Below are 22,948 nucleotides of genomic sequence, written 5' to 3'. Positions count from 1 at the left end.
ACAGCATAGAAAAATGTGAATGTCGATCACATGTATGGCGTACGACATTCAAGGCAACGAATGGTCAGAAGCCTCTCTCAAGGCTTCAACATTATCTCACTGTCGCGGTAATGAACTTGTCGACCTCGGCATAAAACGTTTCGGGATCATTTTGCACCCAATGGTTGGCACCTTCGAATGCAATATTATTGAGTGAGGAGATAAATTCTATAGCACGGTGACAACCCGCTAAACTCTGTGTACCCCAAAAATACACTTTAGGAATCGACAAACTTTCATAGATTTGTCCCCACTCCACAACGCCTCGTTGGTCCTTTGTGCTGTGCTGAGCATAAATTTCACTGGCCGTCTCACCCAATACCATTGGGTCACAACGCCTTACTGAAGAAAGATATTTGATGCCTGCACTGTGACCCCAAGATATAGAAAAACGCTGAGCGAAACCGCCACCTTTTACCCAAGCGGAGAATGCGTTTTTATCAAGCTTTGAATACTGTTCGGCGATAACTTGGGATAGGATGATACTTTCTTCATGCAATCCACCCTCAGCGTTGATGAATCCACGTATGACGCCTTTATTGTCGAAATGGCAAACTAATGTCGAAGTATCACCACCCCAGGAGTGACCAAGAAGAAAACACGCTTCAATCTCTAATTTCTCGATTGCTCGCAGAATACGCTTTGCCTGCACTTCGGTCGCATGAGAGGAGCTTGACGCGGGCGAGTACCCATAGCCACATAAATCGAACATGACTATGTTGTAATTGGGTAGCCAATCCAACGCATCGGCAAAGCATAAATGTGACTCCCCTAACCCGTGAATAAGTACCAATGTTTCTTGAGATGTTTTAATTGGCGTAGACAAGCAATATAGCTTGTCACCTTCAATGTCTATCCACTGTTCTACTAACACACTACCCTCGCGTTTGACTGCTGAACATGGACTCATCATAACCAATTCACTTTGTAACAAAAGAACTCTTTTATAAAAGTTCGAACTGTAAAAGAGACTAACTCGCCTTGATACGCCAAGGTGGGTTCTTTCGATTTTCCCCTGCCCAATACAGCTTAATTTCGTTACCCGAGGGATCGGTCAGCATCGCCTCTCTCCAAAGATAATCTTTGTCAGTTGGCTCTTGTACAAACTCGATTCCTCTTGTCTTTAACTTTGCGACTAAAACATCAAGCTCTTTGTGCTCAAAATAGATAACGCTGTTATTTTTAGACTGTGGCTCACCGAGATAAAGTGAAAAGGTCGCGTCTCCTTCAGGGCATTCAAAACGCGCATAATGGTCTGCTTCCACGATCAATTTAAACCCCAGCTTTTGATAAAACTGGATGGATAGTTCGATGTCTTTTACGGTTAACAGTACTTGATTTAGATTCATAGAAACTCCTTTTCCTAGTTCTTACTTAGAGATTTGTGGTTCGTGTTCTGAAAGTATTTGAAGGTAAGACCTCAAGTTAACCTGAGGTCAAGAAGGAATTTCACGCCTTGTTAAAGACTCAAGATAAATGAGAATTAAAAGTCACAACGCTATTAGATCATACTTCCGCTCGGACACCCTTGGGACAAAACACTTCCGTAGCTCGTCGTCGGAGTAAATAACATGACTAAATCTGCTGGCAAGAACACAACATCAGTAACCAAAGACAGAGGCATATCCACAAATGAAATAGGATATAAAGCATATGACACTGCAGAGCCATCCAAGAAGCATGGCTGGCGCGCAACTGACAACGCCGTACCGGAGAATGGTTTACCGTAACCACCTCTAGCATGGGCATCCATAGATGAACATCCCACCGTCAAAGAAGCCATTGCTATAACGGTAAGCACTTGAAGTTTTTTAAGAAGATTGTTTTTCATGGTCGATAGGTTCCAACTGATTGTTATTGATATACATTATTATTCGGCGACATTAACGCCTTATGTATTTATAAAACAACCTATCTAGCTAATTTAATGGGTAATAAATCAATTTTCGTGATGAATGCATTGTTTCTTTTCATCAAGGTATTCATGTTTGCCACCCCATTTATAAGCAAACATAAAGACGCGTCCCCAAAGCTCAACTTGAGGAAATAATAAAGATGTTTAGCGGAGCGTTATAGCAAGTTGATACCAAACTGTTTAGCTATCAAGTTGGTTATAGCAAAGCAAACGACAGACACGATGCAACTGATCAGTAAAGTGGTCCAAAAGGAATACTTACTGAGTAGGTAAGGGAAAAGAAGAAACATTGGCAGTGTTGGCACAACAAACCAAAAAGTATAGAACGCATGATTAGACAGTTTCTCCGTTCCCTGCCCTTCGATATACATCCAAACCAACGCCAATATGGTCACGGTAGGTAATGCGGCAACCAATGCGCCTAATCTATCGCTTCGCTTTGCGACTTCAGATATTAGTACCACAATAGCAGCGGTTGTCAGGTACTTGGTTACAATCCATAGCATGTCAATCCTCCTGATCGATGATGCGCTCGTCCATAATCACTCAATCCCACACGCAGTTAATTACTGGTCATTTGTGAGCTATCAAATCCACTATTTGCTCTGGCGTCATTGTCTAGCGCTGACACATTCACCTTTATGAGTGCGTGATTAACGCCATCGTCATGCCAAGTAGCCGTACAAACTACACCGGATACGTACCTGATTTACAAGGCGATAAAGCCATATCTGTGAGTGCGACACTAAATCACAATGAAAATCTGTCACCCGGAGGCATTCGAACTTCGACAATAAGCCCACGCCACCACACGGGAAATTCCTCTTATTTTCATGATCTTATAATCACAATAAAAACAATAAAAACAATAAAAACAATAAAAACAATAAAAACAATAAAAACAATAAAAACAATAAAAACAATAAAAACAATAAAAACAATAAAAACAATAAAAACAATAAAATTTTATAAAGATGAACTTTGAGCTTTTTTCCGTAGCTTTCCGCGCAATTCGTTTCTCTTTTTGTTGATAAATCTCTAGCTTGACAACCACTTTCACAACGACGTGAAAGGCAACGATGATAACCGCTAATACGAGTTATCAATCAGCAGCTATAACACTGGGAAACACATAATGAAAAATAAAACTGCAGCACTTTTCGCTCTAGCAGCATTAACAGCAGCAACAACGTTCACCGCTAACGCAGCGGCAAAATACGAGTCGTTTGTTGGTATTGATGCTGGTGCACGCTTAAGTGGGCAAGCTGAATCCAAATATGACGGAAAAGAAGATCACCTAGACCTAAAATCATCAATGGTATTTGGCGTGGAAGGTGGTGTAATCCTTAACCAAGCGCATCAGTTCAGCATCGGTTACGACTACCGTGGAGTGAGTGTTGACTACACTGATGACGATCTTGAAGTTGGCACGCTATACACACAGTACGATTACCTTGTCCCTATCACGCAAAAGCTGGCGTGGACTATTGGTGGCAAGCTTGGTTACGAGATGTATAACTCAGATTTTGATAATGCAGACGAGCTAAACGGTGTCGTATTGGGTGCACAAACAGGCCTAAACTACCGCTTTAACGCTTGGAGCGTAGGTACTGAGGTGAGCTACCTTCACCACACACACGAATTCGAATCTTCAGAGACCTACAACGGTCAAACAGAAACTTCATCATATAAGATCGGTGACGAAGTTCTGCTAACAGCAAACGTGAAATACCACTTCTAATAACAACAATCTTAGTTGGCTTTTTCTCCCGGGAAACCGGGAGTTTTTTCGTTTTAAAAGAAGGTAATTACCAAACTCGGCTTAGCATTAAGTGGTTTCGCTCTCTCGCGATCACATCAAGGTTTTCATCGTGATAGATGAGTTGGTTCTTAGACGTACCAGAAAGAAACAATGAGCTGTAACTCGCCGCTTGGTAACCATCTAGCACTTTGGTGGTTTGAATGGGCTCAGTCGTATAAGAAAACTCAAACTCCCCATTAAATGAATTGTTAATTTTCCCCGTCACCGCAAAAGCGCAACACCCTCTAACCCATTTCCCTCTATGGATACCGTTGATTCGAGGTTCTCGTTATTTAAATCAACCTCAATGCGCTCTTTCCACACACCGCCGTCCGCTGAGTATTGCTGTACTGTGGTGGTGTATCTACCACTGAGCAAAAGCTTCTTTTCACTCACATACACAGAAACGCCGTAAAGGGTGAGCGAAAGTAGGAACAGCCCAATCCAAGGTCTCAAGCTACGTTTCATCCGAGCTCCTTAATCAGCTTTGGTAACGTGTCCATTTCGAACAGATAGTTTTCACTGCGTTGGTGTGCGTTCTCATAAACCGACAGAGTATAAATTCCTTCGGTTTCCGCCACAAAATAGAAGCAATCACATTCGGAGCGCTGAATCATAGACTCAAGCTCTGGCGGTATTGTCGTCGCTTTTTGTTTTAGAACTTTATGATGATTAATCTCGATGAACTCATAGTCTTCGTGGAGGTAGGAAACCAAATGTGTGTTGGTTACCCTAGAAAAATTGAAGAAAGACAACAGCACGAGCACAAGAGAAACGAATGTCAGAGAGGCTTTCGCTAACGTAAGTGAGTTAAAAGCGCGACGATTTGGCGTTGATACCTTGGCTCCCGCACAGCTGCAATAGAGCATGTACCCGACACCCGCAATGGTTCGTAGCTCTACGCAATCAGAGATGGCAATGGCAAGCCTCAGCTTTTGTACCGACTTTTGCAGAGAAGAATCCGTTACGATCGTATCCGGCCACCCTGCTTGTTTGAGCGTCTCTTTATCAATAACTTGGTTTGCATTGTCCAGAAACGCTTTGAATAAAAGACATTCGTTGTAATTCAATGAACGTTCTAAGCGGCCTGTGCTGACGCTCATCTTTTCGATGTCGAATATCAAATCGTCACAAGTGTACTGCTTACTCACTTTTTACTTTGCCCGTGAACGTTTTGCTTAAAAGGCCGAGCATTGTAGTTGAAATAGCAACCACACATCTAGGACACAAGCACTCATCAGACCAGTTTGAAGTAATATAAGAAATACGGTATCAAGCTTTGACGTAAACGCGGTTTCTACCGGTTTGCTTAGCTTTGTATAGCGCTTCGTCGGCCTCTGCCAAGGCAATCCTTACATCATCAGCAGAATGAAAATGGGCAACGCCGATACTCACCGTAATTTCTATATTCAAATCATTAATAAGAATTGGAGTTGCAGCGACCTCTTGTCGAAGCGCTTCACAGAACAACACTGCTTCTGCTTTCGTAGCACCTGGCATAAGGAGAACAAATTCCTCGCCACCAGTACGTGACAAAGTAAAATTCAAATCGGTCTTCGCCCCACACAGCAAAGCAAACTGAACCAGAACCACATCGCCAATTTCATGGCCGTAGGTATCGTTGATGGCTTTAAAGAAATCGATATCAAAAACAGCAATAGAGCCAGAAACCTGTTGTTCTTTTAAAGCGTAAAGTCGATTTTCCAAACCTCGTCTATTTAGTAATCCTGTAAGAAAGTCTGTGTATGCTTCGTTTTGTAAATCGAAACGTTGTTTCTCAGACCGGCGATATTGATTAAAAAACTTTACGGGGGACATTATCAAAAGCAAGGTGACAAGCAACGTCGAGAAAATAAGAACTCTAGCCAGTACTCCTGAATCGTTCGGCGAAATAGATACCTGCCAGTTGGTGTTAAATATTGTCACGATGCTAGTGTCAGCATCGCAATCAACCTCACCCTTACTACTGATCACTTTTTCATGAAACTTGCGATTATCTGGATCGAATCCAACGATCGAATAATTAGAGATATTTTTATCTTCTAGAATATTCTCTAGCGATTGTAAAATCGTTTCTAAATAGATAACCGAAGAGGAAAAGCCCACGAATCCAGATTCATTGGTAATTCCTTTACGCAGGATAAAAGCTTGCTTGCCATTTTGAACCAGCGTTACCGGCCCAATTACCATGTTTTTACGGCAATTAATCGACTGCTCCGCTCCTAGCCTTCTGCTTTGATCTTGAAGCACATTGTGACCTATCGCCCGTTTATTTTCTTCATATGGGTAGACGAGCGTCACAACGCCCTTTGGCAAATATAGCAAGGAATCAACGTTACTATAGGTAAACAACAAAGTTCGGCTCAGTTTGTTAAACGCTTCAAGTGAGATGTGGCTATCTTCAGAAAGTACTACGACTTCCTTCAATACTTCTGCGGTAATCAAGGCATCGTTGAACACCTTCTTCATCTCTTTGTTTATCGCATTGATGACATTAACTGACTCTTTTTGGTTATTGATTCTACTCAGTTGAGTCGCTAGTAATTCGGTTAATATCAGTACCGAAATGACTAATGCTACTTTGATGCTTTTGTTCATGGTAACAATCCCAGTTCGTTTGGTTCTCCATATCCATTACTTGGTTCTAAAAATTCCATCTATATTTCAGTAATTTCTTTTCTTATCGACGTTATTATGCTCGAGAAATTCAAGAAGCAGGGATTATACGCATAATTGAATAACGGTCGATGCCCAATGGGTATCGTTAAGGAAAAACTTTTTTATCAAGATTGATTAATTTTCTATCGATCGACGGCGGTGATCGACACGATCGATTATCTTGATTAAAAAGATTGATCTAGACGGAAAATATTTTCGCGCAAACTTGTTCAATAGGTAACCAAACAATCAGTATTGCCAATAAAAAGACTAAGACGGAAATAAAAAAGACGGTCAGTGAAACCGTCTTTTAGCTAGCCTTTGATAGAAATCAGTCTTTAGGTTGTTCTAACTCTTTTTCAGGAGGGTCGGTATTCTCTAATTCTGATGCCACATCTTGAGTTTCGGCGTCTACCCACTTCATAAATACCTGATAACCTGCCGCTAAGAATGCAGCACCGATAAACATGCCCAAGATACCGCCAGACATCATACCGCCAACCGCACCTATAAGAACAATAGGCATGGGTACTTCTAACCCTCGCCCAAGAATAAGCGGCTTTAAAAAGTTGTCGATCAAGCTTGCCGCAATTAGCAATACAGTAAAGATAGAATTATGAATGGTTCCTGTGTCACCTGACCACAAGATGGCCACAGCGACGATAGCAATAATGGTGACAGGTAGCTGCACAATTGCAAAGACGAGTGCAATCAAGGTAAAAAGCGCTGCTGCTGGAACACCAGATAACGCAACAACACCACCAAAGGTCATCGCGGTTAAGAATGCAATACCAATAATACCGATGGCTACTTGCCTGATGGTTGCGGTGGTGAGTTCATGAAGCTCTGGGCCCCTCTCTTCATCGGTAAAGCTAATGAAGATCTTTCGTATCGACCTAGCAGCCGGTTGAGCCCACGCAAGCATAATACCCACGATAATAATGGCACCAATCAGCATAAATACACTCTTCGCTGCACCCGTCGCACTATTGATGAACCAACTGAACACACCTTTTATTTGCGGTTGACGTTTTTCGATAAAGTTCGGTAAATCTTCTGCGGCTTCATCCCAAACTTTATGCAACTTTCTACCGACTAAGGGCCACTCTTTTACACTGTCGGCAGGTTTGCTGACAACGAGAGTCCCATCACGATAGGATTCAAATACCCCCAAGGTCTTAGAAGCGAACGAGTTACCAACCATCGCGGTTGGCGTACCTAGGATAAGTACACCAACAATGGCAATTAGAGTCGCAGTGCGTGCAGAACTTAAACCCATCTTTCGCTCTATCATGAGCTTTACTGGGTAGAGAGCAATGGCCAGCACTAACGCCCAAAGTAGTATTGGTAAGAATGGTAAGAACGCCCACCAGCAAACAATCACGATAAATGACGTCACTGAGAAGCGTATCAAAGACGTGGTGAACGCCTTAGACAGGACTTTCTCTAGGTTTTCATTTGAATTACTCACTGTTTTTCCCTTTGATTGAGTTTCTGAGCAGACACCAACGCGTAGTGGCCCCTGTTTAGTGTGTAGATGTCCGTTACACACCCATTCTTTTTGATCAAACCAGCTTTTATATAAAACCCTAGTACATACCACCATGCACCGCATGGTTTAGTTAGGAATCTTAGGTGCAGCTGAACTGGAAAGCGAAGGGAAGGATGAGTGACAAGAGGCGTGGGTTAAGGGAAAGAAAAAGACGGCAGCGAGGCACCGTCTTTTAGTTAGTTTTAACTACGATATATGACTAGCGAGTCTCTATGGCAATAAAACCGTGTCGATAACATGAACCATACCATCTGATAGTCGGTTATCAATATCAAGCAATCCAGCTTCTGAGTTGGTCGCGATTATCAACCCTCCTTCAAAGCTGATCGTATTGCCGTCGAGCATGGTAATCGTTTTCGCTCGTGTCACGGAACGCGAATTGCGAACATCAGGCGTGACATGGTAAGCCAATACTGCGGCGATCTCTTCTTCGCTTAACAGTGAAAGTACAGCATTGAAGGCATCTGTATCGTTATCTGTGCCGGTGAGCATGTAGAATGCGTTATCGTTCGGCGCAAATACCGTTAAGTCAGTGCCATCAAAAGCCTCGACAACGCCTGTAGCGATCAGAGCGGCAACCAAAATATCGAAGTCTCCACCGTTGTCATCAAAATCAAACGGTTCGCCGGAAGCACCAACGGCAAATTCCACAATCGAGGCATCGATCTGGTTTGCCCATTTTGGTTTCTCGGAATAGCTTACTGCACTAAAAGTAAGTGCGAAGGAAGCTATCAGTGTGGTGAGTGAACGTAGTAAAAGTCCCATTTTCAGTCTCCCTTTCACGAGCGTGTTTAAAACACTTTCAATCGCACTGATGCCTACGCACCAAATTATTCAATCGATCAATTTATTTGGAAGTTTGACTGGAATTCTTTTACACATCAGACCGGAAACTAAGAGTGATTTTTCTGCTCCGCATCCGCGATTGTTTTAGATATCAACAACTCAAAGTGCTCCAACTGGCCAGCAGGTATCAACTGGTTTTGAATTTCGCGTCGCTTATCAGAATCAAACAGACGTTCTGCTAGCCAACCAATGAGATACATGAGTGATAAGCAACCACCTGCTGTTGCAATATTGCCTTCTACAACGAGAGGAACATCTTGAACGTCCCCTCCCATGCTTTCCAATACTTGTTTCGCATCTGGGTTTGTTGTGAGCTGTTTACCATCAAGTAAACCCAATTCATGCAAGATAAAAGAGCCGGCGCAAATCGAGCCAATCAGTTGCTTTTCAGGGGCAAGCTTCATTGCCGACATAAACTCTCTATCTTGGAGTGCTGCTGGGATCCCTTTCTTGCCACTTGCGATTAGCACAACGTCTTGTGTAGCAACTTCAGAGATATGGCCATCCGTTTTTACCGCCATACCTAGGTGAGAAATATGTTCTGGCTTGGTTCCTAACACTTTGACGGTCCAACTGTCTTGAGTTCTTCCCAACAGGTCATACATCAAGAAAAAGTCTACGTCAGTGAAATCATCAAACAACACAATGCCAACGGTATACATAAGCCAACTAACCTAACCAATTATTAAACTGTGCGAAGAGTGTAACGACAAACCAAGCAAGTTGCGAATTGTTCATTAGAAATAAGCTCACACATTCGTACATACTTAATAAGCCCTTGCTAATTAGCGTATTTTTGACATTCAGAGCAGACGTAACATCAGTTGTATTGACATCTACTTATGATAATTGCGCAGTCAATCACATCGAAAAAATCATTGAAATCAATCGATTTAATTCCTTATTAACTTTTATAAATCCGAACTACTATCATGTAGAACCATCGCTCAACATAAATAAGGTTAACAATAATGAAAAAGGCTTTCTCTACTCTAAGCATCGCAGCTGCACTGCTTTCTAGTGCCGCATATGCTGCAGACAACTACACGCTTGATTCCGATCTCTCTTCCCTAAGCTTCGCAACAATCAAAAAGCAGTATATTGTCGAGCCCGCGACCATTGATGCCCTATCCGGCACACTTAACAGTGATGGGCAATTCGATGTCGCTATCGACCTAAACAGCATCAATACAGGGATTCCAATCCGAAATACACGCCTGAACGAGATCTTCTTTGAATCTGCAAAACACGCACCAGTAAAAGTGGCTGGCAAAGTGGATTGGGCCGCTCTGGGTGAAGGCTCACACAAGGTAAAAGTACCGGCAGAAGTGACGTTGTTTGGTAAGACGAAATCAGTAGAATTCCCTGTTGTGGTACTCAATGCAGGTAATACCGTAATGGTAAGTTCAAGTGCCCCTGTCATCATCGGTGCTAGTGATTTCGGTATCCCAACGGAAAACTTGACCAACTTGGCGGCAACGGTTGGTGGAATTAAGATTTCGGATAGAGTTCCGCTTACTCTGAACCTAACCTTTAAAAAGTAGTTTAGTAGCCCAAAAGCGGCTTGCTAACTGGAAACAAAGGCTTGGATAGGCTCACCAAGCCTTTTTTATGCGCCATCAAACAAACCTTTCTTTAAGGTTTATGACCGACTTAGCTTGGACAAGTTAAACGCCATACTTCTTAAGACATCATTCTTATTCACGAAATGATGTTTTAGAGCGGCCAGCGCGTGTAGCAAAACCAAGCTTGCCAGAGTCGCGCAACCAAAACGATGGACCATAAAAAAGAACGCATTCACTTCAGCATTTGAAATTGGGTTTGGAATAGTAAACAGCCAAAAGAATGGGTACTCGTGTTTAAGCATTAAAAAACCGCTGACAAACACAACGAACATCACAAGATAGAGAGCGCCATGTGCAAGTTTGGCCATGCTTTTCTGAGTGTTTGGAATCGTGTCTGGTAGCTCTGGTGTCTTACGAAAAAATGACCACCCCCACCTCACAATCAATAGTACCGAAGCGATCGTTGCAAACGACATATTAAGCGTCGATAAAACGTGGAACAGTTGCGGCATATCCATAACGAATAACATGCCGTAGCCTGCAATCGTTGCATAGATAATAATCACTGCCATAATCCAGTGTAGCCATTTGCTGAACGCGTCGTATTGTTGAGTGGATGTATTTTGGACGTGCGGAATCGCTTTCTGGTTCTGACCAGAATCTAATTTCGACATATTGTCACCACTGACTTTTATTTGAGATTGGCATGGGAATACGGCGAGCAAAAGCGTTCCCATGATGAAGATTGAAGAAATAACGGAAGGCATAAGAGCCTTCCGTCGTTCAAGTAGATTACAAGATGAGGTGAGTACTACTTGCTTACGCCGATCATGTCGTTAAAGTAGTCCACTTGCTCTGCCATGCTCAAACCTTGGTTGTTTGAACCCAACGTCCACATAAAGAAGCCACCATAACCGTTATCTTTCTGCCATTTAGCACGGTCTAGGTTGTTCTGGCGTGTTTCGACAAAGTTACCACCTGGTGCCCACTGACTGTTGATCGTATTACCTAAAACAATCTTCGACTTGTCTCCAATGTATTCAGCATAGTTTGCCATCGCCACTTCGTATAGGAAGTTTCGACCCGCGTCGTATGTCATCACGTTGAAGAAATCAAAGTCGTTCTTGGTCGCTTTCAACAAATCAATCACTTCACCGTGGTGAGATGAGCGGCCAGACTCTTCGATATAAGAACAGTTTTCAAATACGCTCGCGTCCATACATTCAACTGGATCCGCGCCTACGTGGTAAGTCGTCAGAGACAGAACCTTCGTATTGCCCACTTTCTCACGGATCAGTTTGATCAAAGCCGTCAGGTCCTGATTCTCTTTGTCCGTGATTCGTGCCGCTTTCTCGAAGTCGAAATCTAAACCATCAATGTGCACGTAACCCGCTAATTGGTACTTGCTGTAGTCACAGCTACCGTCTGAATTTGTTGCAAGACACTCGCCTTCCATCTCTTCAGGTTTTAGGTTCTTTTTGTACACAGGGAATGGTGTATGCACCAAATCAACCAAACCTGTCGCAACCGATTCACGGCTTTCAGGCGTACTGATAGCCGACCAAATGCTTTCGTAAGTTTGACCACCAAACGCGACCATCATAGTAACATTTTCATTGTCATGCTTGAGCGTTGACCATGCTAGGTACTGTGTTGGCATCCAGTCCGGATTGTAATTCGGTGGCGTTAGCATGCCATCAGAGATCGTGATGTTACCGCTTGCGTCCCACTTACCAAATGACAATAAGTAACCATCACCTTCTGAGTTGAACAGCTCTTGGTAGTCATTCAAACCCCAAGACGTTAGGTAACTGATAGAGCGATCAGGGTTATCGACTAAGCCGCCACCACCTGTGCTTTCTTTGACTGTAATGTTAGACGTTGCAGAGGTTTGCTCTTGGTTGGCCGTATTCACCGCTTTTGCTGTGATAGCGTATGTACCCTTTTGAGCACCTAGCCATTCATATTCATAAGGTGCTTCAGTGTCTTTAAACAGCTCGCTGCCATTCGCAATGAAGCTAACCGAGGAAATATCGCCTTCGTAGCTCTTCGCGTCTGCTTTGATCGAAATCGCACGACCTTCGAAGTAGCTTGAACCATCGACAGGAGATGCTAGAGAAACAACCAAGTCTTTATCGGTAATCGCTAAAGAAATTGGCGCCGCCTCTGCACTCGCACCTTGATCATCATAAGCAACAACCGTCAATGTGTATTGGCCTTCGACTTGGGCAGGCACCGTGATGGTATAAGTATCTCCTTGAGAAGGCGTGTTTGATGTCGCAACCACTTGACCATTCAATTGAACATCAACGCGGGCAACTTCAGTGTCATCCGTAGCATCGACAACCACGTCGAATGCTTGGTTAGGTGCGATTTTCTGTCCATCTTGCGGCGATTGAACGTCCACCACTGGCACTGGGTTCGGATCACACTCACCAACTTCATTCCATGCATCTTTCCACGCATCCGGGTAATCAGGGTGACCTGTTCCCGGTGTCCATACTGGGTTGCCACACCAACCAGCTACCGTACACGAGTAGATATTGCCAATGTTAGTGACTTCATCACCGACTTGATAAGCCACACCATCTTCGTACTGAGGTATGTCACCACAGCTTGTGCTTGTATCTGTAACCGTGATGGTTAAGTTCTTACTAGAGACATGTTGCTCGTCATCTTTTGCTTCCGCACGAAGCGTAGTAGAGCCTGCCGTTTGCGTTGTCCAGTCACAAGAGAAATCTTGCGTCGCTTTCGCATCAAGAGAACACACTTCTGCATCGTTAGCGAAGAACTTAACGGTCGCTAAGTCATCATCTGCATCCGTCACATGCGCTGAAATTGTGATGCTGTCACCTTTTTGGTGAGAAGAGCCTGCGTCTGGCGAGATAAACTCAATTACAGGTGGATTTGGCGCCGTTGATTCTGACTCTACCGTCACTTGAATCGCTTTCTCTGTGAGTTTGTCACCATTGTCATTGAACGCCATGACAGTGATCGACGCAGCACCAACTTCTGTTGGAAGCCAAGCTTGCTGGTATTCTGTTGTGCCTTCTACAACGTTTTGCTCGCCCAATTTGGTACTGTTTGCCCAGAATTCTAGTTTGCTTGCACCGTCACCTTCGACACCCGTGATGATGTCAACATTCGTACCTGTGTAAACCACTGAGTTTTGAGCAGGCGCTAAGATATCCAGTGAAAACTCTGGTGGCGGAACAACTTCGCCATCCACTTTCACCACAACAGAATTCTCAAACGCGTTCAGGTCATTCAATTCGCCACCGAAAGAGATAGTCAATGCCGCAGATTCACCTGAGGCCAGCTCACTATCAACCCAAGAGCCTTCTGGGAACGTCAATGTCACCGAGTTCAATACACCATCCGCTTGCGTCGTATGAGAGATTTCCCATGATGGGTAAGAAAGATGGTTTGACGCCCAATTGATTTCGTTAATCGCTACCGGCAATAAAAATTCGATCACGGCTTCACGCATGTCTGCGCTATCTGAGCCTGTGTTTGTGATATCTAGCTTATAGGTGCTCCAGTATTCACTTTCTGACTGAGCTACCGCATCGGTGCTGAACTCTGCGGCCATGGCTTGTGAAATTGGATTCAACAATAAGCCAGAACAAAGCATTGTTAGCCCTAACGTACGATAACCAATGGAACTGGTCTGATTAGCACTGCCCTTTCTTAGATACATATTTAAGTCCTTAGTCTTATATTAATTATTTAGGTACTGTACAAAAACCTGCAATTGGCAATTCAACGATTCCTTGCAAGCACACTTAATTTATAAATAAAAATAACCAAGGCAAAAATTCATTTTCACTTCTGGGATAAATATCAAAATTTATCTATTTATGGGAATAAAACCACAATTTTATAAACCATATGATTATATAAGAGCTAATTAAATACTATTTATAGAATAAACTTAATTAGCCACCTTTAATTTAGCGAAACGAAAGCTATTGAATTTAGCTGGAAAGGAAAGGTTTCAACGACATAAAAAGAGACTATGACAAGCCGGTCAACAAAAGAATAAAAACCCAATATAACAACAACTTAAATGAGACAATTCAATAAAATATCATATTTAAAAGAATAAACCACATGATTACCATGTAGTAAATTTCGCACAATAAATAAGTCACATGAATGATTATCTCATTTCAATATCACTTTGAAATATGAAGTAAAGATGCAAAATTAATAAAAAATTGAAGTCAACATTTGCTTTTATTTGGAATTAACATCACGCATTTTTCATGGGCTACAGAAATAATAATTATCCTACAACATCTAGAGTATTAATTCTATTTTCAACTTAATAGTTCAATTAACAATCTAACTATCATTCTAATCCTTTCACTTTTTCTAATATAGCTCGACCTTGACGATAATGTATTTACGCTTGTTTTGTGTTTATTTTACCCACTATTTCTCCAAGTATTAGAATCAAAAAAGGCAAGCCGAAGCCTGCCTTTCACTGCGTATTGCACTTTTTATCTGAGATTAGGCTCAAGAAGTTCGTTTTTCCTCTTTCGCGTCCACATTGCTCGCGTTTTGCTCTGTGGCAACCATGTCATCAAACTTAGAAATTCTTGCCAAGAATGCAGGCTTGTCTTTACTTGGGATCGAGCTTGCCAGTGGCAAGTCTGCTTTCATTGAATCGACCGCGCGATTTCGTACCAGTACTTCGAAGTGCAGGTGTGGGCCTGTTAGCCGGCCTGTCGCTCCGGAAAGCGCAATTTTCTGCCCACGCTTAACATGGTCTCCTTTCTTAACTAAGAAACGGCTCAAATGCAGATAACGCGTTTTGTAGACACTGTTATGCTCTATTACCAAGTATTTCCCCGCATAAGGATGGTTACGAATCGCAATCACTTTACCATCGCCAGTAGAGTAGACTGGAGAGCCAACAGGCGTCGCGAAATCCGTGCCATTATGTGGTGAGATACGTCCTGTCACTGGGTGTTTCCGATAAGGGTTGAAAGGTGAGGTAATACGACGGAACTGTTTGTCGACTGGGTAACGATTGAATGCTTGCTCAAGGCTGTTTCCATCTCGGTCATAAAAACGTCCATCTACCGCCAAAAACGCCTCCACATCTTTGCCGCGCATCTTGATTGCAATGCCTTGTACTTCTGTATTGCCAGTTAAATGATCATCAACATATTGGCGACGAACCAACACATGAAAACTATCACCAGCACGAAGTTCGCGAGCAAAATTCACTTTATCGCGCAATACACGTGTGATGTTGGCAATCTGGGTCGTAGTTAAGCCTTGTCGATGAGCTGACGATGAGAAGCTACCGTTGATCGTCCCTGAGTGCATTTCCTCACGCCATTCACCCGGCTCTTCCACAAAGTCATAGGCAAAAGTACCATCGCTATTTTGCGTGTAGATCGCGCGTTCAACGAGACTCTCATGGAAAATCACTTGCTGTAAGGTTTTAGTGTCTCTATCCACCACAAACTCGAGGTGGTCGCCTGGTTTAATGGTATCGAGCTTAAGTGAGATTAAGTCAGCTTCAAGAAGCTTCTGCGTCGTTTCGTACGGCACACCCCATGAAGAAAAAATCGTGCTAAGCGTATCGCCGACTTTGACGAAGTAATGAATACGAGCAATGTTGTCATGACCTTCAGCGGAGCGGTCATTCTTTTGTGTCGCCTCCGTTGATTGAGTGCCAGACTTTGGAGCGCTCTCTAACTGAGAATAAGGCGTCACCTTAATAGTGATTTCTTCAGGTTTCGTTTCTGCTTGATAGGTGAGGTATGCTGCGAGAGAGAATGCGGTAGCAGCGACAGCAATGAGTGAATAACGAACAAACTTCATAATACTTGGATTGACTGAAAACAATAGTTGTTATGTTATAACATTATGCGTTAGCAATTAAAACATTACGTATTTGAGAACTTTGTTTCTAAGCTTTATTGGGTTCTATAAGCCGCTCTTTTGATCAGGAAAGCTTATAGAGAAAAGGCCAAGTCAACCTTGCCCTTCTCTATGATTACCAAATCGTGTTTTAGTTCACCGGACTGACAAAACTTCTGCACATTCGTCTTAACAACCCCTCTATGCGCGCAAATACTGGCCAATCATGGGATCGCGTTTTAGGCTGTTGAGTATAAATTGCACTCGTTGTTCGACGTTAAGTGTTGGAACCTCAATCAGCGTGTATCCGAATCGTTCGTATGCTGCAACCATCACTTGATAAGTTCTCACGGCTTCCGAAAAGTTTTGCTTTCTCTCTTCATCGTTGACAAAAATGGCCTCCCAAGGTGGGAAGATGAAAATGCGTTTGGCGTATTGTTGTTCCCTACAGGCATTCGTTAACGCTTGCGGGATAGGTAAACTTTCGAGTTGGCTATAGCCGTATGAATCCACAATACCGCGGTCAAAGAAGACGAACTCATTATGATGCTTGTGGGCTTCATAGTTGTTTTGCTCTTCGCGCACCATTTCATCACGAAAAGCGATTTTGTTTTTCCAAGGTAAAGCGTCACCACCAAGTGCCACTTGATGTTGGATCACCTTACGCCCGGTTTCTGGTGCGCAAACGTAACCAAGCTTAGTAAGATGCTCAATCACTGAGGTTTTGCCCGAACCCGGACCACCAGTAAATACGATTAGGTTATTCATTTAGACCTCAATGGTTAAAAATAGAAGGTTGAAGATAAAGGTTAAAGGTAAAGGGTTGTCTTATCGCCGCTTATTCCGACTTAAGGGCGTTAGTGGCATTAACGTAGAAACAACGAGAAAAAATGGATGTCATGACGCAAAGTTGGTCTTAGACGACATCACGCGGGGAAGATTAGGATAACGGTTCGAGAGGAAATCAATAGAAGTGCACAAAAAGGCGCTAGAAACTGCCTCTGCATTATAAACGTACTGACGTAAAATGCACGGCTGTAAATTACATTACCCTCCCCTAAATCTGTGACCAAGCTTAGATGTTATCGACGTTTCATCGGGTATTGGGGGCTGGAATCGTCCCAAAGACCGCCGTGGCGAAGGCTATCTTGTATCAGAGTCAACCTTCTTAAAACAAGCAGACTTGGGTGTTCCAATCATCGGTGTGGGTGGAATTGAAAGTGCAGAATACATCGACCAAGCGGTAAACAACGGCTGGCTCGATTTGGCAGCCGTCGGCCGTGCCATATTGAAAGACCCTCTCGCCTTTAATAAGCAGATCATGCAACAAGAAGTCAGTGCATAACCCCCTATTCAAAAACAACAAATGCCGAAGCAACCTACATCACTTCGGCATTTTTGTTGTCACCCTTGGTTCTGTTTTACCACTTACTTCTGATTTTCCGCTTAGCTTTACTTTCACGGTTAAGGCAAGATACGAATTACCACTTAACGATACCCAGCGTCACTTTGACGCCGCCTACGAGTGTTGAACCACCATAATCTTTTGCTAGGCGCAGCAAGGTGTCATGAAAGCCTAAGTTTGGAAAAGCCGCTTCAACTTCTGCGATGGTTTCTTTACTCAACCCTTTGCGAACACTGCCTTTGGTCGCATCAATCCAGTCTGCTTTCCGACACGCTTCTATCACTTTTTGGTGCGGACCTTTATACGGAGAAATCTTATGATGCCAATGAATCGCTCCACGTAAAGCATCAGGATCTAAACCCCATCCAAAGTGTTCATTGTCAGCTAACGCTGCAGCTTCAGAGGGTTCGAGATAAGCCAACTCATAGTCAGTCCACAAGCCAATGTCGTGATAAACAAATGCCGTTTCAACTAACTGCTCGTACTGCTCATCATTGCCTAAAAAATGCATCGCATAAGTAATGGTCCGATATACATGATTTCTATAACCGGGAAAATCGTCACCGATCTGCTCTTTGTATTTAGCAAACAACAACTCGACGCGTGGCCGGTCCCGTTTGATTTCTATTCTCGACATATCACAGTGCTCCTTGGCGCGTGCATCTGTGTTGTACAAAGTTAAAGCATAGCACCTGAATGATTTGTTCAATCCACTGTCGCGAAATGGCAATTCAGTTCAAGCCTATTTTCCTAAGATAGCCTCAGTTCCCAAATTCAGTTTGAAATTCAACGAGGTTTTTATGCTTAAGAAAACACTTATCGCTACTTCTCTTGCTGTTGTCGCTGGCTCACTGATGGCGGCACCAGTGGTTACCACGACTCAAACCGAAACGGTTGCCGAGCAACCCCAGGTTACCGTGTTCACTAACGTGAATATCTTTAACGGCACCGATAACAAGCTGTTTAAGAATCAATCGGTTGTTGTCACTGGCAATAAGATCACCGCGATCACTGAAGGTAATCCCGACGTACCTAGCGATGCTAAGGTCATTGATGGTGAAGGCAGAACCTTGATGCCGGGCTTGGTGGAATCACACATGCACCTTGCATTGCCAAAAGGCTTATTGGGCACAAACGATATGCGTTGGTCGGAAATCGCGGTTCATGCTCAAGGCTTTGGTGAGATGTACCTAAATATGGGCTTCTCAACAATTCGTGATGTGGGCGGTGCAGAAGGCTCATGGACAGATATGGAACGCGATGGTCGCTTAAACGCCTTCCCTCGTACTTTTGTTTCTGGTGCTCCTATCGCCCCTATCGGTGGTCACTCTGACGTTGGCCTGCAATCTCGTCGCCTAACGGATTCACCTCAAAACCTTGAGATCCTGAATATCATGTCGACACCTGCTGGTGTGGATGCGATTCATGAACAAGGTCGATACAACTTCCGTCAGGGCGCGCAGTTTTTAAAGGTATTCCAATCTGGTGGTGTGTCGTCTAAGTTCGACCCGTGGCAGTACCAGTCATTACTAGATTCGGAACTGAAAGCGGCCGTTGATATCGCAAACTCATATGGATCTTACGTATCGACACACGCTTATTCAGAAAAAGCGATTAACCAAGCGCTAGATACAGGTGTGAAGACCATTGAGCACGGCTTTATGTATTCACCTAAGCACCATAAACGCTTTAAAGAAGAAGGTGCATTCTTGGTGACAAACCTAACTGCGTTTTCTCCAGAACTTGCGAAAACGCCTGTAGTGCAAGATCCAATGATCCAAGCGAAGCTGCACTCGGCGCAAAAAGCTTTCGACTCTTACGTTGATAACGTCAATGAGGTGAACCCAGACTATCGCGCGTTTAATACCGACTGTGTTGGCGTTGCATCGACCTGTGCAAAACAAATTGCGCATGAGATTTACCTAAACGCGAAGTTCTTTGGAAACTACAATGCACTTAAAGCAATGACTTCGGTCGGCGGTCGAATCCCAGCAGAGTTGATGGAAGATTGGATCAACCCATATTCAGACGGCAAAATCGGTGTGATTGAGGTTGGTGCTTACGCAGATATCTTACTGATTGCTGGTAACCCGCTAGAAGACATTACCTTAGTCGGCGGACGTGAGACTTGGTTTACCAACGATGCCAAGCCAGACGGTTCTCACCTAACAGAAATGGATCTCATCATGAAAGATGGTCAGATCTTTAAAAACACACTGTAATTAAATACAACTCACCTCGCCTTTGCGGGGTGAGTTTTTATCGAACTAAGACGATTTAATTACCGTAAACTCGTTCCTTCCAGCTTGGCTGCACACCGAGAACTCATCTGTCATTTGAGCGATCAATATAAGCCCTCGACCAGAAGGCAACCAACTGTCTTCATCGAACAAATTGGGCGCTTCAATCTGTTTAGAGATGTGATCTTTGAACGTATCGTCATCAATACCGTTTCCGTAATCAGCCACGCGCAGTTCAACTTTTGTTTTTTCCCCCTGAATCACTTCGCATTCTAACTCAACCGTTTTTCCGGTTTGTTCTTGATAGGCATGAATGAAAGCATTGTTCATCAACTCAACCACACACAACTCTAGAGTTTGCACGACATGAGAAGAAACCGAGTGTTGTTGAAGGAACTCAACCAATTCGAGACTCGCTTGGCGTGAAACTTCTAAAGACGCTTGATAGGATTTTTGGAATACCGAACTTGTCGACTTAACGGCTTGCGATTGTGCACAGCCCAACCATTGCACTTTCAACAAGCTCACATCATCGTCGATTTCTGGTTTTCCTTGCCAGCTTTGCACTTGCTCCAAAACGGAATTGGTTTGTGCCTTTTCTGGCATCGCTTTACTCCCTTCGATGTTAGCTAGCAGTCGGTCAATGCCGTAAAGCTCCTCGCCTTGCTTTGCTTCCAATAAGCCATCGGAGAAAAACCAAAGCGCGTCATTGGGCTTGAGTTGGATACTTCCACCTTGGTACATCATCGGCTCCAATGCCCCGACGATGAAGTTGTTGTCACCAACAAGTTCCAAGCAGTTGTGTTCCGTCTGTTGCCACACAAATTTAGGGTGGCCTGCAGTGCAATATTTCAGTTCACCGGTTTTGGTGTTCAACACAGCGTATTCGATAGTGAAATAGAGCTTGCCGTTCTGCGTTTGCTGGTAGCGTCGATTGAGCCTTTCAATCACAGCCGCAGGCTCACTGATGCGGTACTCATTGTCGCCCCAGTCTAACGTTATCGACTCCGACTTGTTACGTTGTGACAAAGTTTGTTGAATCGAGAACGCCATCAACGCCGAAGAAATACCGTGTCCGGAAACATCGAAGACATAAAACGCGACATGGGAATCATCAAGCTCCACATACCCCAACATATCCCCGCCAATCTTGGTACAAGGGACATAAGTGAAGCTAAATTGTGCCGTATGAATTTGTTCTTCAACGGGCAACAGTTGCCCCATTAACTCTCCAGCAGAATCCAGATCCTGCTGAATGGTTTGATACGCTAAATCGAGCTCTTGGTTTTTTGTCGTGAGCGTATTGTGCAATTCTAGAGTACGAAAACCCGCTCGAATTCGCGCTTGCAACTCAGCGACAGAAGTCTTCTTATCAACAAAGTCATCGGCACCTGCATCCATGCCTTTGATGATGGATTCTTGATCGTTATATGAAGAAAGGAGAACAAAGAAGATATAACGAGAAAACGCCGACGACTTAAGCTCACGACAAAGCTCAATGCCACTAATACCCGGCATCATCAAATCACTGAGGACAAACTGAATGTCAGTTCGGTGAGTCAGCACTTCTAACGCAGACTCACCATCTTCAACGGCAATGACCTCGTACCCTTGCTTTTGCAATGCACTGGTCATGTAGAGCAGAACCGTTTTGCTGTCGTCAACCAACAATATGGACTTCATGCGTCTCCTTGCCTATTTGCTTTATGGCAGCACATTACTCATGGATTGCTCATCTCTGAAACGGCTGTAATCTTCCGCCAAAAGTTGGTGTTGATAACGGGTGTAAGATAACGCCTCATTCGAGACTACGATTTGGTTTTCTTTTTCCACCAGTTGCCCACGCAGCAGTTCAATTTGTTGATGCTGCTGAGTGTGACTTTGATACATGGCCACGAGCCCGCACACAGACGCTACGAGCAGCGTACACAACACGCCATTGATGGTTTTACTTCGAACACGCATAACCTCTCCTTGTCGCTTGGTGTCCTTCATTACTTGATGAATTCCAATAATGATTGGGACGTCTACAGACTAAGAACGTAACGTTCTAAAACGCCGTAAGAGCCAATTGAGGTTGTTTCATTAACAAAGTTAATTATAGGAGAGAGGCTGAAAAAAGAGAAAACCCGAGAAAATTGAAGATCTTTACGCTTAAAGCGACAAAAAGCAGCGAACTCATACAAGCTTCACTGCTTTGTTGATGCAGACTAAGCCTCAGTCTTGGAATGCTTCACGCACCGATACTTGTTCAAACCAACGTGCAATATTTGGGTAGGTTTCGAACACTTCAATACTCAAACCATTTACGGCAAAACCAACAAAAATGTAGCCGGTAATGTCTACGATGGTGAAGTTGTCCGTCGCGATGTGCTCGCTCTCCGACAGACGCTTGTCGAGAATTGGCAGGAATTCTAATACGCGGGATTTCGACTCGTCACCCCACGCAGCCACACAGTTTTCACGGTCTTGGTAAATTGCTGTGATATTGCGAAACGCCTGAAAAGCCGTGTACAAGCCTTGGAATTCCACCACACGATGCCACATTTCTACCTGAGCGCGTTCGAGTTGGTTAGCACCAAACAGCGCAAGATCATTTTCAAACGCTTCATCTAGGTAACGACAAATCGCCACGCTTTCACAGATCGTCGTGCCATCATCCAGTTCTAGTAGAGGCACTTTGCCGTTCACGCTTTTCGATTTAAACGGTTCAGATAGGTTATCGCCCTCACGAACGTTCAGCGCAATTCGCTCAACCTCGCCACCGATTTCCTTTAGAAAAATGCTAACTCGCTTACAACTTGGAGTCATTGCGGTTTCATACAGCTTCATTTCACATCCTTTTATCTTTTTCTAACCGATTGGTTAGGATATACTGTAGCCAGTTTATAAACGATCAGTCAAGAACTTCATTATCAAAAATTTTCAAACAGTTTTGGGTCTGTTTGCTGAGCGAGATTTTTGATGCCGTTTGTGAGTTCGTATGAATTTGGAGTTTCACTATTTTGGTTCAGTTCGAACGCTAGAGGTTCTCTGTGCCATCCCTC

Annotated in this window: 24 protein-coding genes; 5 read left to right on the top strand and 19 right to left on the bottom strand. The window is 43.6% G+C overall.

Annotated features, from left to right (window positions below; genetic code table 11):
• Positions 1-91: 91 nt before the first annotated feature.
• The 4 genes from KHO06_RS20985 to KHO06_RS20970 all read right to left on the bottom strand — a co-directional run bounded on the left by KHO06_RS20985 (position 92) and on the right by KHO06_RS20970 (position 2,460).
• Positions 92-913, bottom strand: coding sequence for an alpha/beta fold hydrolase (locus tag KHO06_RS20985; RefSeq protein ID WP_212583414.1), 822 nt, complete (start codon positions 911-913; stop codon positions 92-94).
• Positions 914-1,010: 97 nt separating this feature from the next.
• Positions 1,011-1,388, bottom strand: coding sequence for a VOC family protein (locus tag KHO06_RS20980; RefSeq protein WP_050912989.1), 378 nt, complete (start codon positions 1,386-1,388; stop codon positions 1,011-1,013).
• A 152-nt stretch (positions 1,389-1,540) separates the two neighbouring features.
• The gene (locus KHO06_RS20975) at positions 1,541-1,870 is read right to left on the bottom strand and encodes a YceK/YidQ family lipoprotein (RefSeq protein ID WP_080514171.1); all 330 of its coding nucleotides are present in this window, start codon (positions 1,868-1,870) and stop codon (positions 1,541-1,543) included.
• Between the two features lie 239 nt (positions 1,871-2,109).
• On the bottom strand, positions 2,110-2,460 hold the full coding sequence (locus tag KHO06_RS20970) for a DUF3147 family protein (RefSeq protein ID WP_005431367.1): 351 nt from the start codon (positions 2,458-2,460) through the stop codon (positions 2,110-2,112).
• Between the two features lie 143 nt (positions 2,461-2,603).
• Here KHO06_RS20970 and KHO06_RS20965 point away from each other — a divergent pair, with 143 nt between their 5' ends.
• Together KHO06_RS20965 and KHO06_RS20960 are read left to right on the top strand one after the other, a co-directional pair.
• Positions 2,604-2,939, top strand: a complete 336-nt coding sequence (locus KHO06_RS20965; protein ID WP_212583321.1) for a hypothetical protein — start codon at positions 2,604-2,606, stop codon at positions 2,937-2,939.
• Between the two features lie 150 nt (positions 2,940-3,089).
• Complete coding sequence (locus tag KHO06_RS20960) at positions 3,090-3,695, top strand: outer membrane beta-barrel protein (protein ID WP_212583320.1); 606 nt, start codon at positions 3,090-3,092, stop codon at positions 3,693-3,695.
• Between the two features lie 67 nt (positions 3,696-3,762).
• Here the strand turns inward: KHO06_RS20960 and KHO06_RS26625 are convergent, their stop codons facing one another.
• The 7 genes from KHO06_RS26625 to KHO06_RS20930 form a co-directional block, all read right to left on the bottom strand.
• Positions 3,763-3,981: a hypothetical protein gene (locus KHO06_RS26625; protein WP_223976303.1), complete on the bottom strand. Its 219-nt coding sequence runs from the start codon at positions 3,979-3,981 to the stop codon at positions 3,763-3,765.
• Positions 3,978-4,223, bottom strand: a complete 246-nt coding sequence (locus KHO06_RS26620) for a hypothetical protein (protein WP_223976300.1) — start codon at positions 4,221-4,223, stop codon at positions 3,978-3,980. The genes KHO06_RS26625 and KHO06_RS26620 overlap by 4 nt, the downstream gene beginning before the upstream one ends.
• Complete coding sequence (locus tag KHO06_RS20950) at positions 4,220-4,906, bottom strand: winged helix-turn-helix domain-containing protein (RefSeq protein ID WP_045382365.1); 687 nt, start codon at positions 4,904-4,906, stop codon at positions 4,220-4,222. The genes KHO06_RS26620 and KHO06_RS20950 overlap by 4 nt, the downstream gene beginning before the upstream one ends.
• A 121-nt stretch (positions 4,907-5,027) precedes the next feature.
• Positions 5,028-6,353, bottom strand: a complete 1,326-nt coding sequence (locus KHO06_RS20945; RefSeq protein WP_212583319.1) for a diguanylate cyclase — start codon at positions 6,351-6,353, stop codon at positions 5,028-5,030.
• Between the two features lie 391 nt (positions 6,354-6,744).
• On the bottom strand, positions 6,745-7,884 hold the full coding sequence (locus tag KHO06_RS20940; RefSeq protein WP_212583318.1) for an AI-2E family transporter: 1,140 nt from the start codon (positions 7,882-7,884) through the stop codon (positions 6,745-6,747).
• A gap of 291 nt (positions 7,885-8,175) precedes the next feature.
• Complete coding sequence (locus tag KHO06_RS20935) at positions 8,176-8,730, bottom strand: fasciclin domain-containing protein (protein WP_005431276.1); 555 nt, start codon at positions 8,728-8,730, stop codon at positions 8,176-8,178.
• A gap of 128 nt (positions 8,731-8,858) precedes the next feature.
• Positions 8,859-9,473 carry a DJ-1/PfpI family protein gene (locus tag KHO06_RS20930; RefSeq protein WP_077263166.1) on the bottom strand — a complete coding sequence of 205 codons (615 nt, stop codon included), beginning with the start codon at positions 9,471-9,473 and terminating at the stop codon, positions 8,859-8,861.
• Positions 9,474-9,782: 309 nt separating this feature from the next.
• Between KHO06_RS20930 and KHO06_RS20925 the strand changes: the two genes are divergently transcribed.
• A complete protein-coding gene (locus tag KHO06_RS20925) occupies positions 9,783-10,355 on the top strand; it encodes a YceI family protein (protein WP_212583317.1) in 573 nt (190 codons plus the stop codon).
• Positions 10,356-10,453: 98 nt separating this feature from the next.
• Here KHO06_RS20925 and KHO06_RS20920 read toward each other — a convergent pair whose 3' ends face one another.
• From KHO06_RS20920 to KHO06_RS20905, 4 genes are all read right to left on the bottom strand, one after another.
• Positions 10,454-11,050 (bottom strand): cytochrome b/b6 domain-containing protein, encoded by a 597-nt coding sequence (locus KHO06_RS20920; RefSeq protein WP_043883427.1) that lies wholly within the window; start codon positions 11,048-11,050, stop codon positions 10,454-10,456.
• Positions 11,051-11,187: 137 nt separating this feature from the next.
• A complete protein-coding gene (locus KHO06_RS20915; RefSeq protein WP_212583316.1) occupies positions 11,188-14,076 on the bottom strand; it encodes an Ig-like domain-containing protein in 2,889 nt (962 codons plus the stop codon).
• An 821-nt stretch (positions 14,077-14,897) separates the two neighbouring features.
• Positions 14,898-16,217 (bottom strand): peptidoglycan DD-metalloendopeptidase family protein, encoded by a 1,320-nt coding sequence (locus KHO06_RS20910; RefSeq protein WP_212583315.1) that lies wholly within the window; start codon positions 16,215-16,217, stop codon positions 14,898-14,900.
• Between the two features lie 240 nt (positions 16,218-16,457).
• Entirely contained in the window at positions 16,458-17,024 is a 567-nt protein-coding gene (locus tag KHO06_RS20905; RefSeq protein ID WP_212583314.1) for an ATP-binding protein, read from the bottom strand.
• A gap of 415 nt (positions 17,025-17,439) precedes the next feature.
• On the opposite strand from KHO06_RS20905, the gene KHO06_RS26615 reads away from it, so the two are divergent.
• Positions 17,440-17,601, top strand: coding sequence for a hypothetical protein (locus tag KHO06_RS26615; RefSeq protein ID WP_230674881.1), 162 nt, complete (start codon positions 17,440-17,442; stop codon positions 17,599-17,601).
• A 136-nt stretch (positions 17,602-17,737) separates the two neighbouring features.
• Here the strand turns inward: KHO06_RS26615 and KHO06_RS20895 are convergent, their stop codons facing one another.
• Entirely contained in the window at positions 17,738-18,298 is a 561-nt protein-coding gene (locus KHO06_RS20895; protein ID WP_047477469.1) for a hypothetical protein, read from the bottom strand.
• A gap of 163 nt (positions 18,299-18,461) precedes the next feature.
• On the opposite strand from KHO06_RS20895, the gene KHO06_RS20890 reads away from it, so the two are divergent.
• Complete coding sequence (locus KHO06_RS20890) at positions 18,462-19,883, top strand: amidohydrolase family protein (RefSeq protein WP_212583313.1); 1,422 nt, start codon at positions 18,462-18,464, stop codon at positions 19,881-19,883.
• 45 nt (positions 19,884-19,928) lie between these two features.
• Here KHO06_RS20890 and KHO06_RS20885 read toward each other — a convergent pair whose 3' ends face one another.
• The 3 genes from KHO06_RS20885 to KHO06_RS20875 form a co-directional block, all read right to left on the bottom strand.
• On the bottom strand, positions 19,929-21,584 hold the full coding sequence (locus tag KHO06_RS20885) for a SpoIIE family protein phosphatase (RefSeq protein ID WP_212583312.1): 1,656 nt from the start codon (positions 21,582-21,584) through the stop codon (positions 19,929-19,931).
• A gap of 21 nt (positions 21,585-21,605) precedes the next feature.
• Positions 21,606-21,866, bottom strand: coding sequence for a hypothetical protein (locus KHO06_RS20880; protein ID WP_045395635.1), 261 nt, complete (start codon positions 21,864-21,866; stop codon positions 21,606-21,608).
• A 252-nt stretch (positions 21,867-22,118) separates the two neighbouring features.
• On the bottom strand, positions 22,119-22,733 hold the full coding sequence (locus KHO06_RS20875; RefSeq protein ID WP_045374810.1) for a glutathione S-transferase: 615 nt from the start codon (positions 22,731-22,733) through the stop codon (positions 22,119-22,121).
• Positions 22,734-22,948 lie beyond the last annotated feature (215 nt).

The organism is Vibrio sp. B1FIG11, assembly GCF_905175335.1.
In the GTDB taxonomy this organism is placed as follows: Bacteria; Pseudomonadota; Gammaproteobacteria; order Enterobacterales; family Vibrionaceae; genus Vibrio; species Vibrio campbellii.
This window is presented reverse-complemented; position numbering and strand designations above follow the sequence as displayed.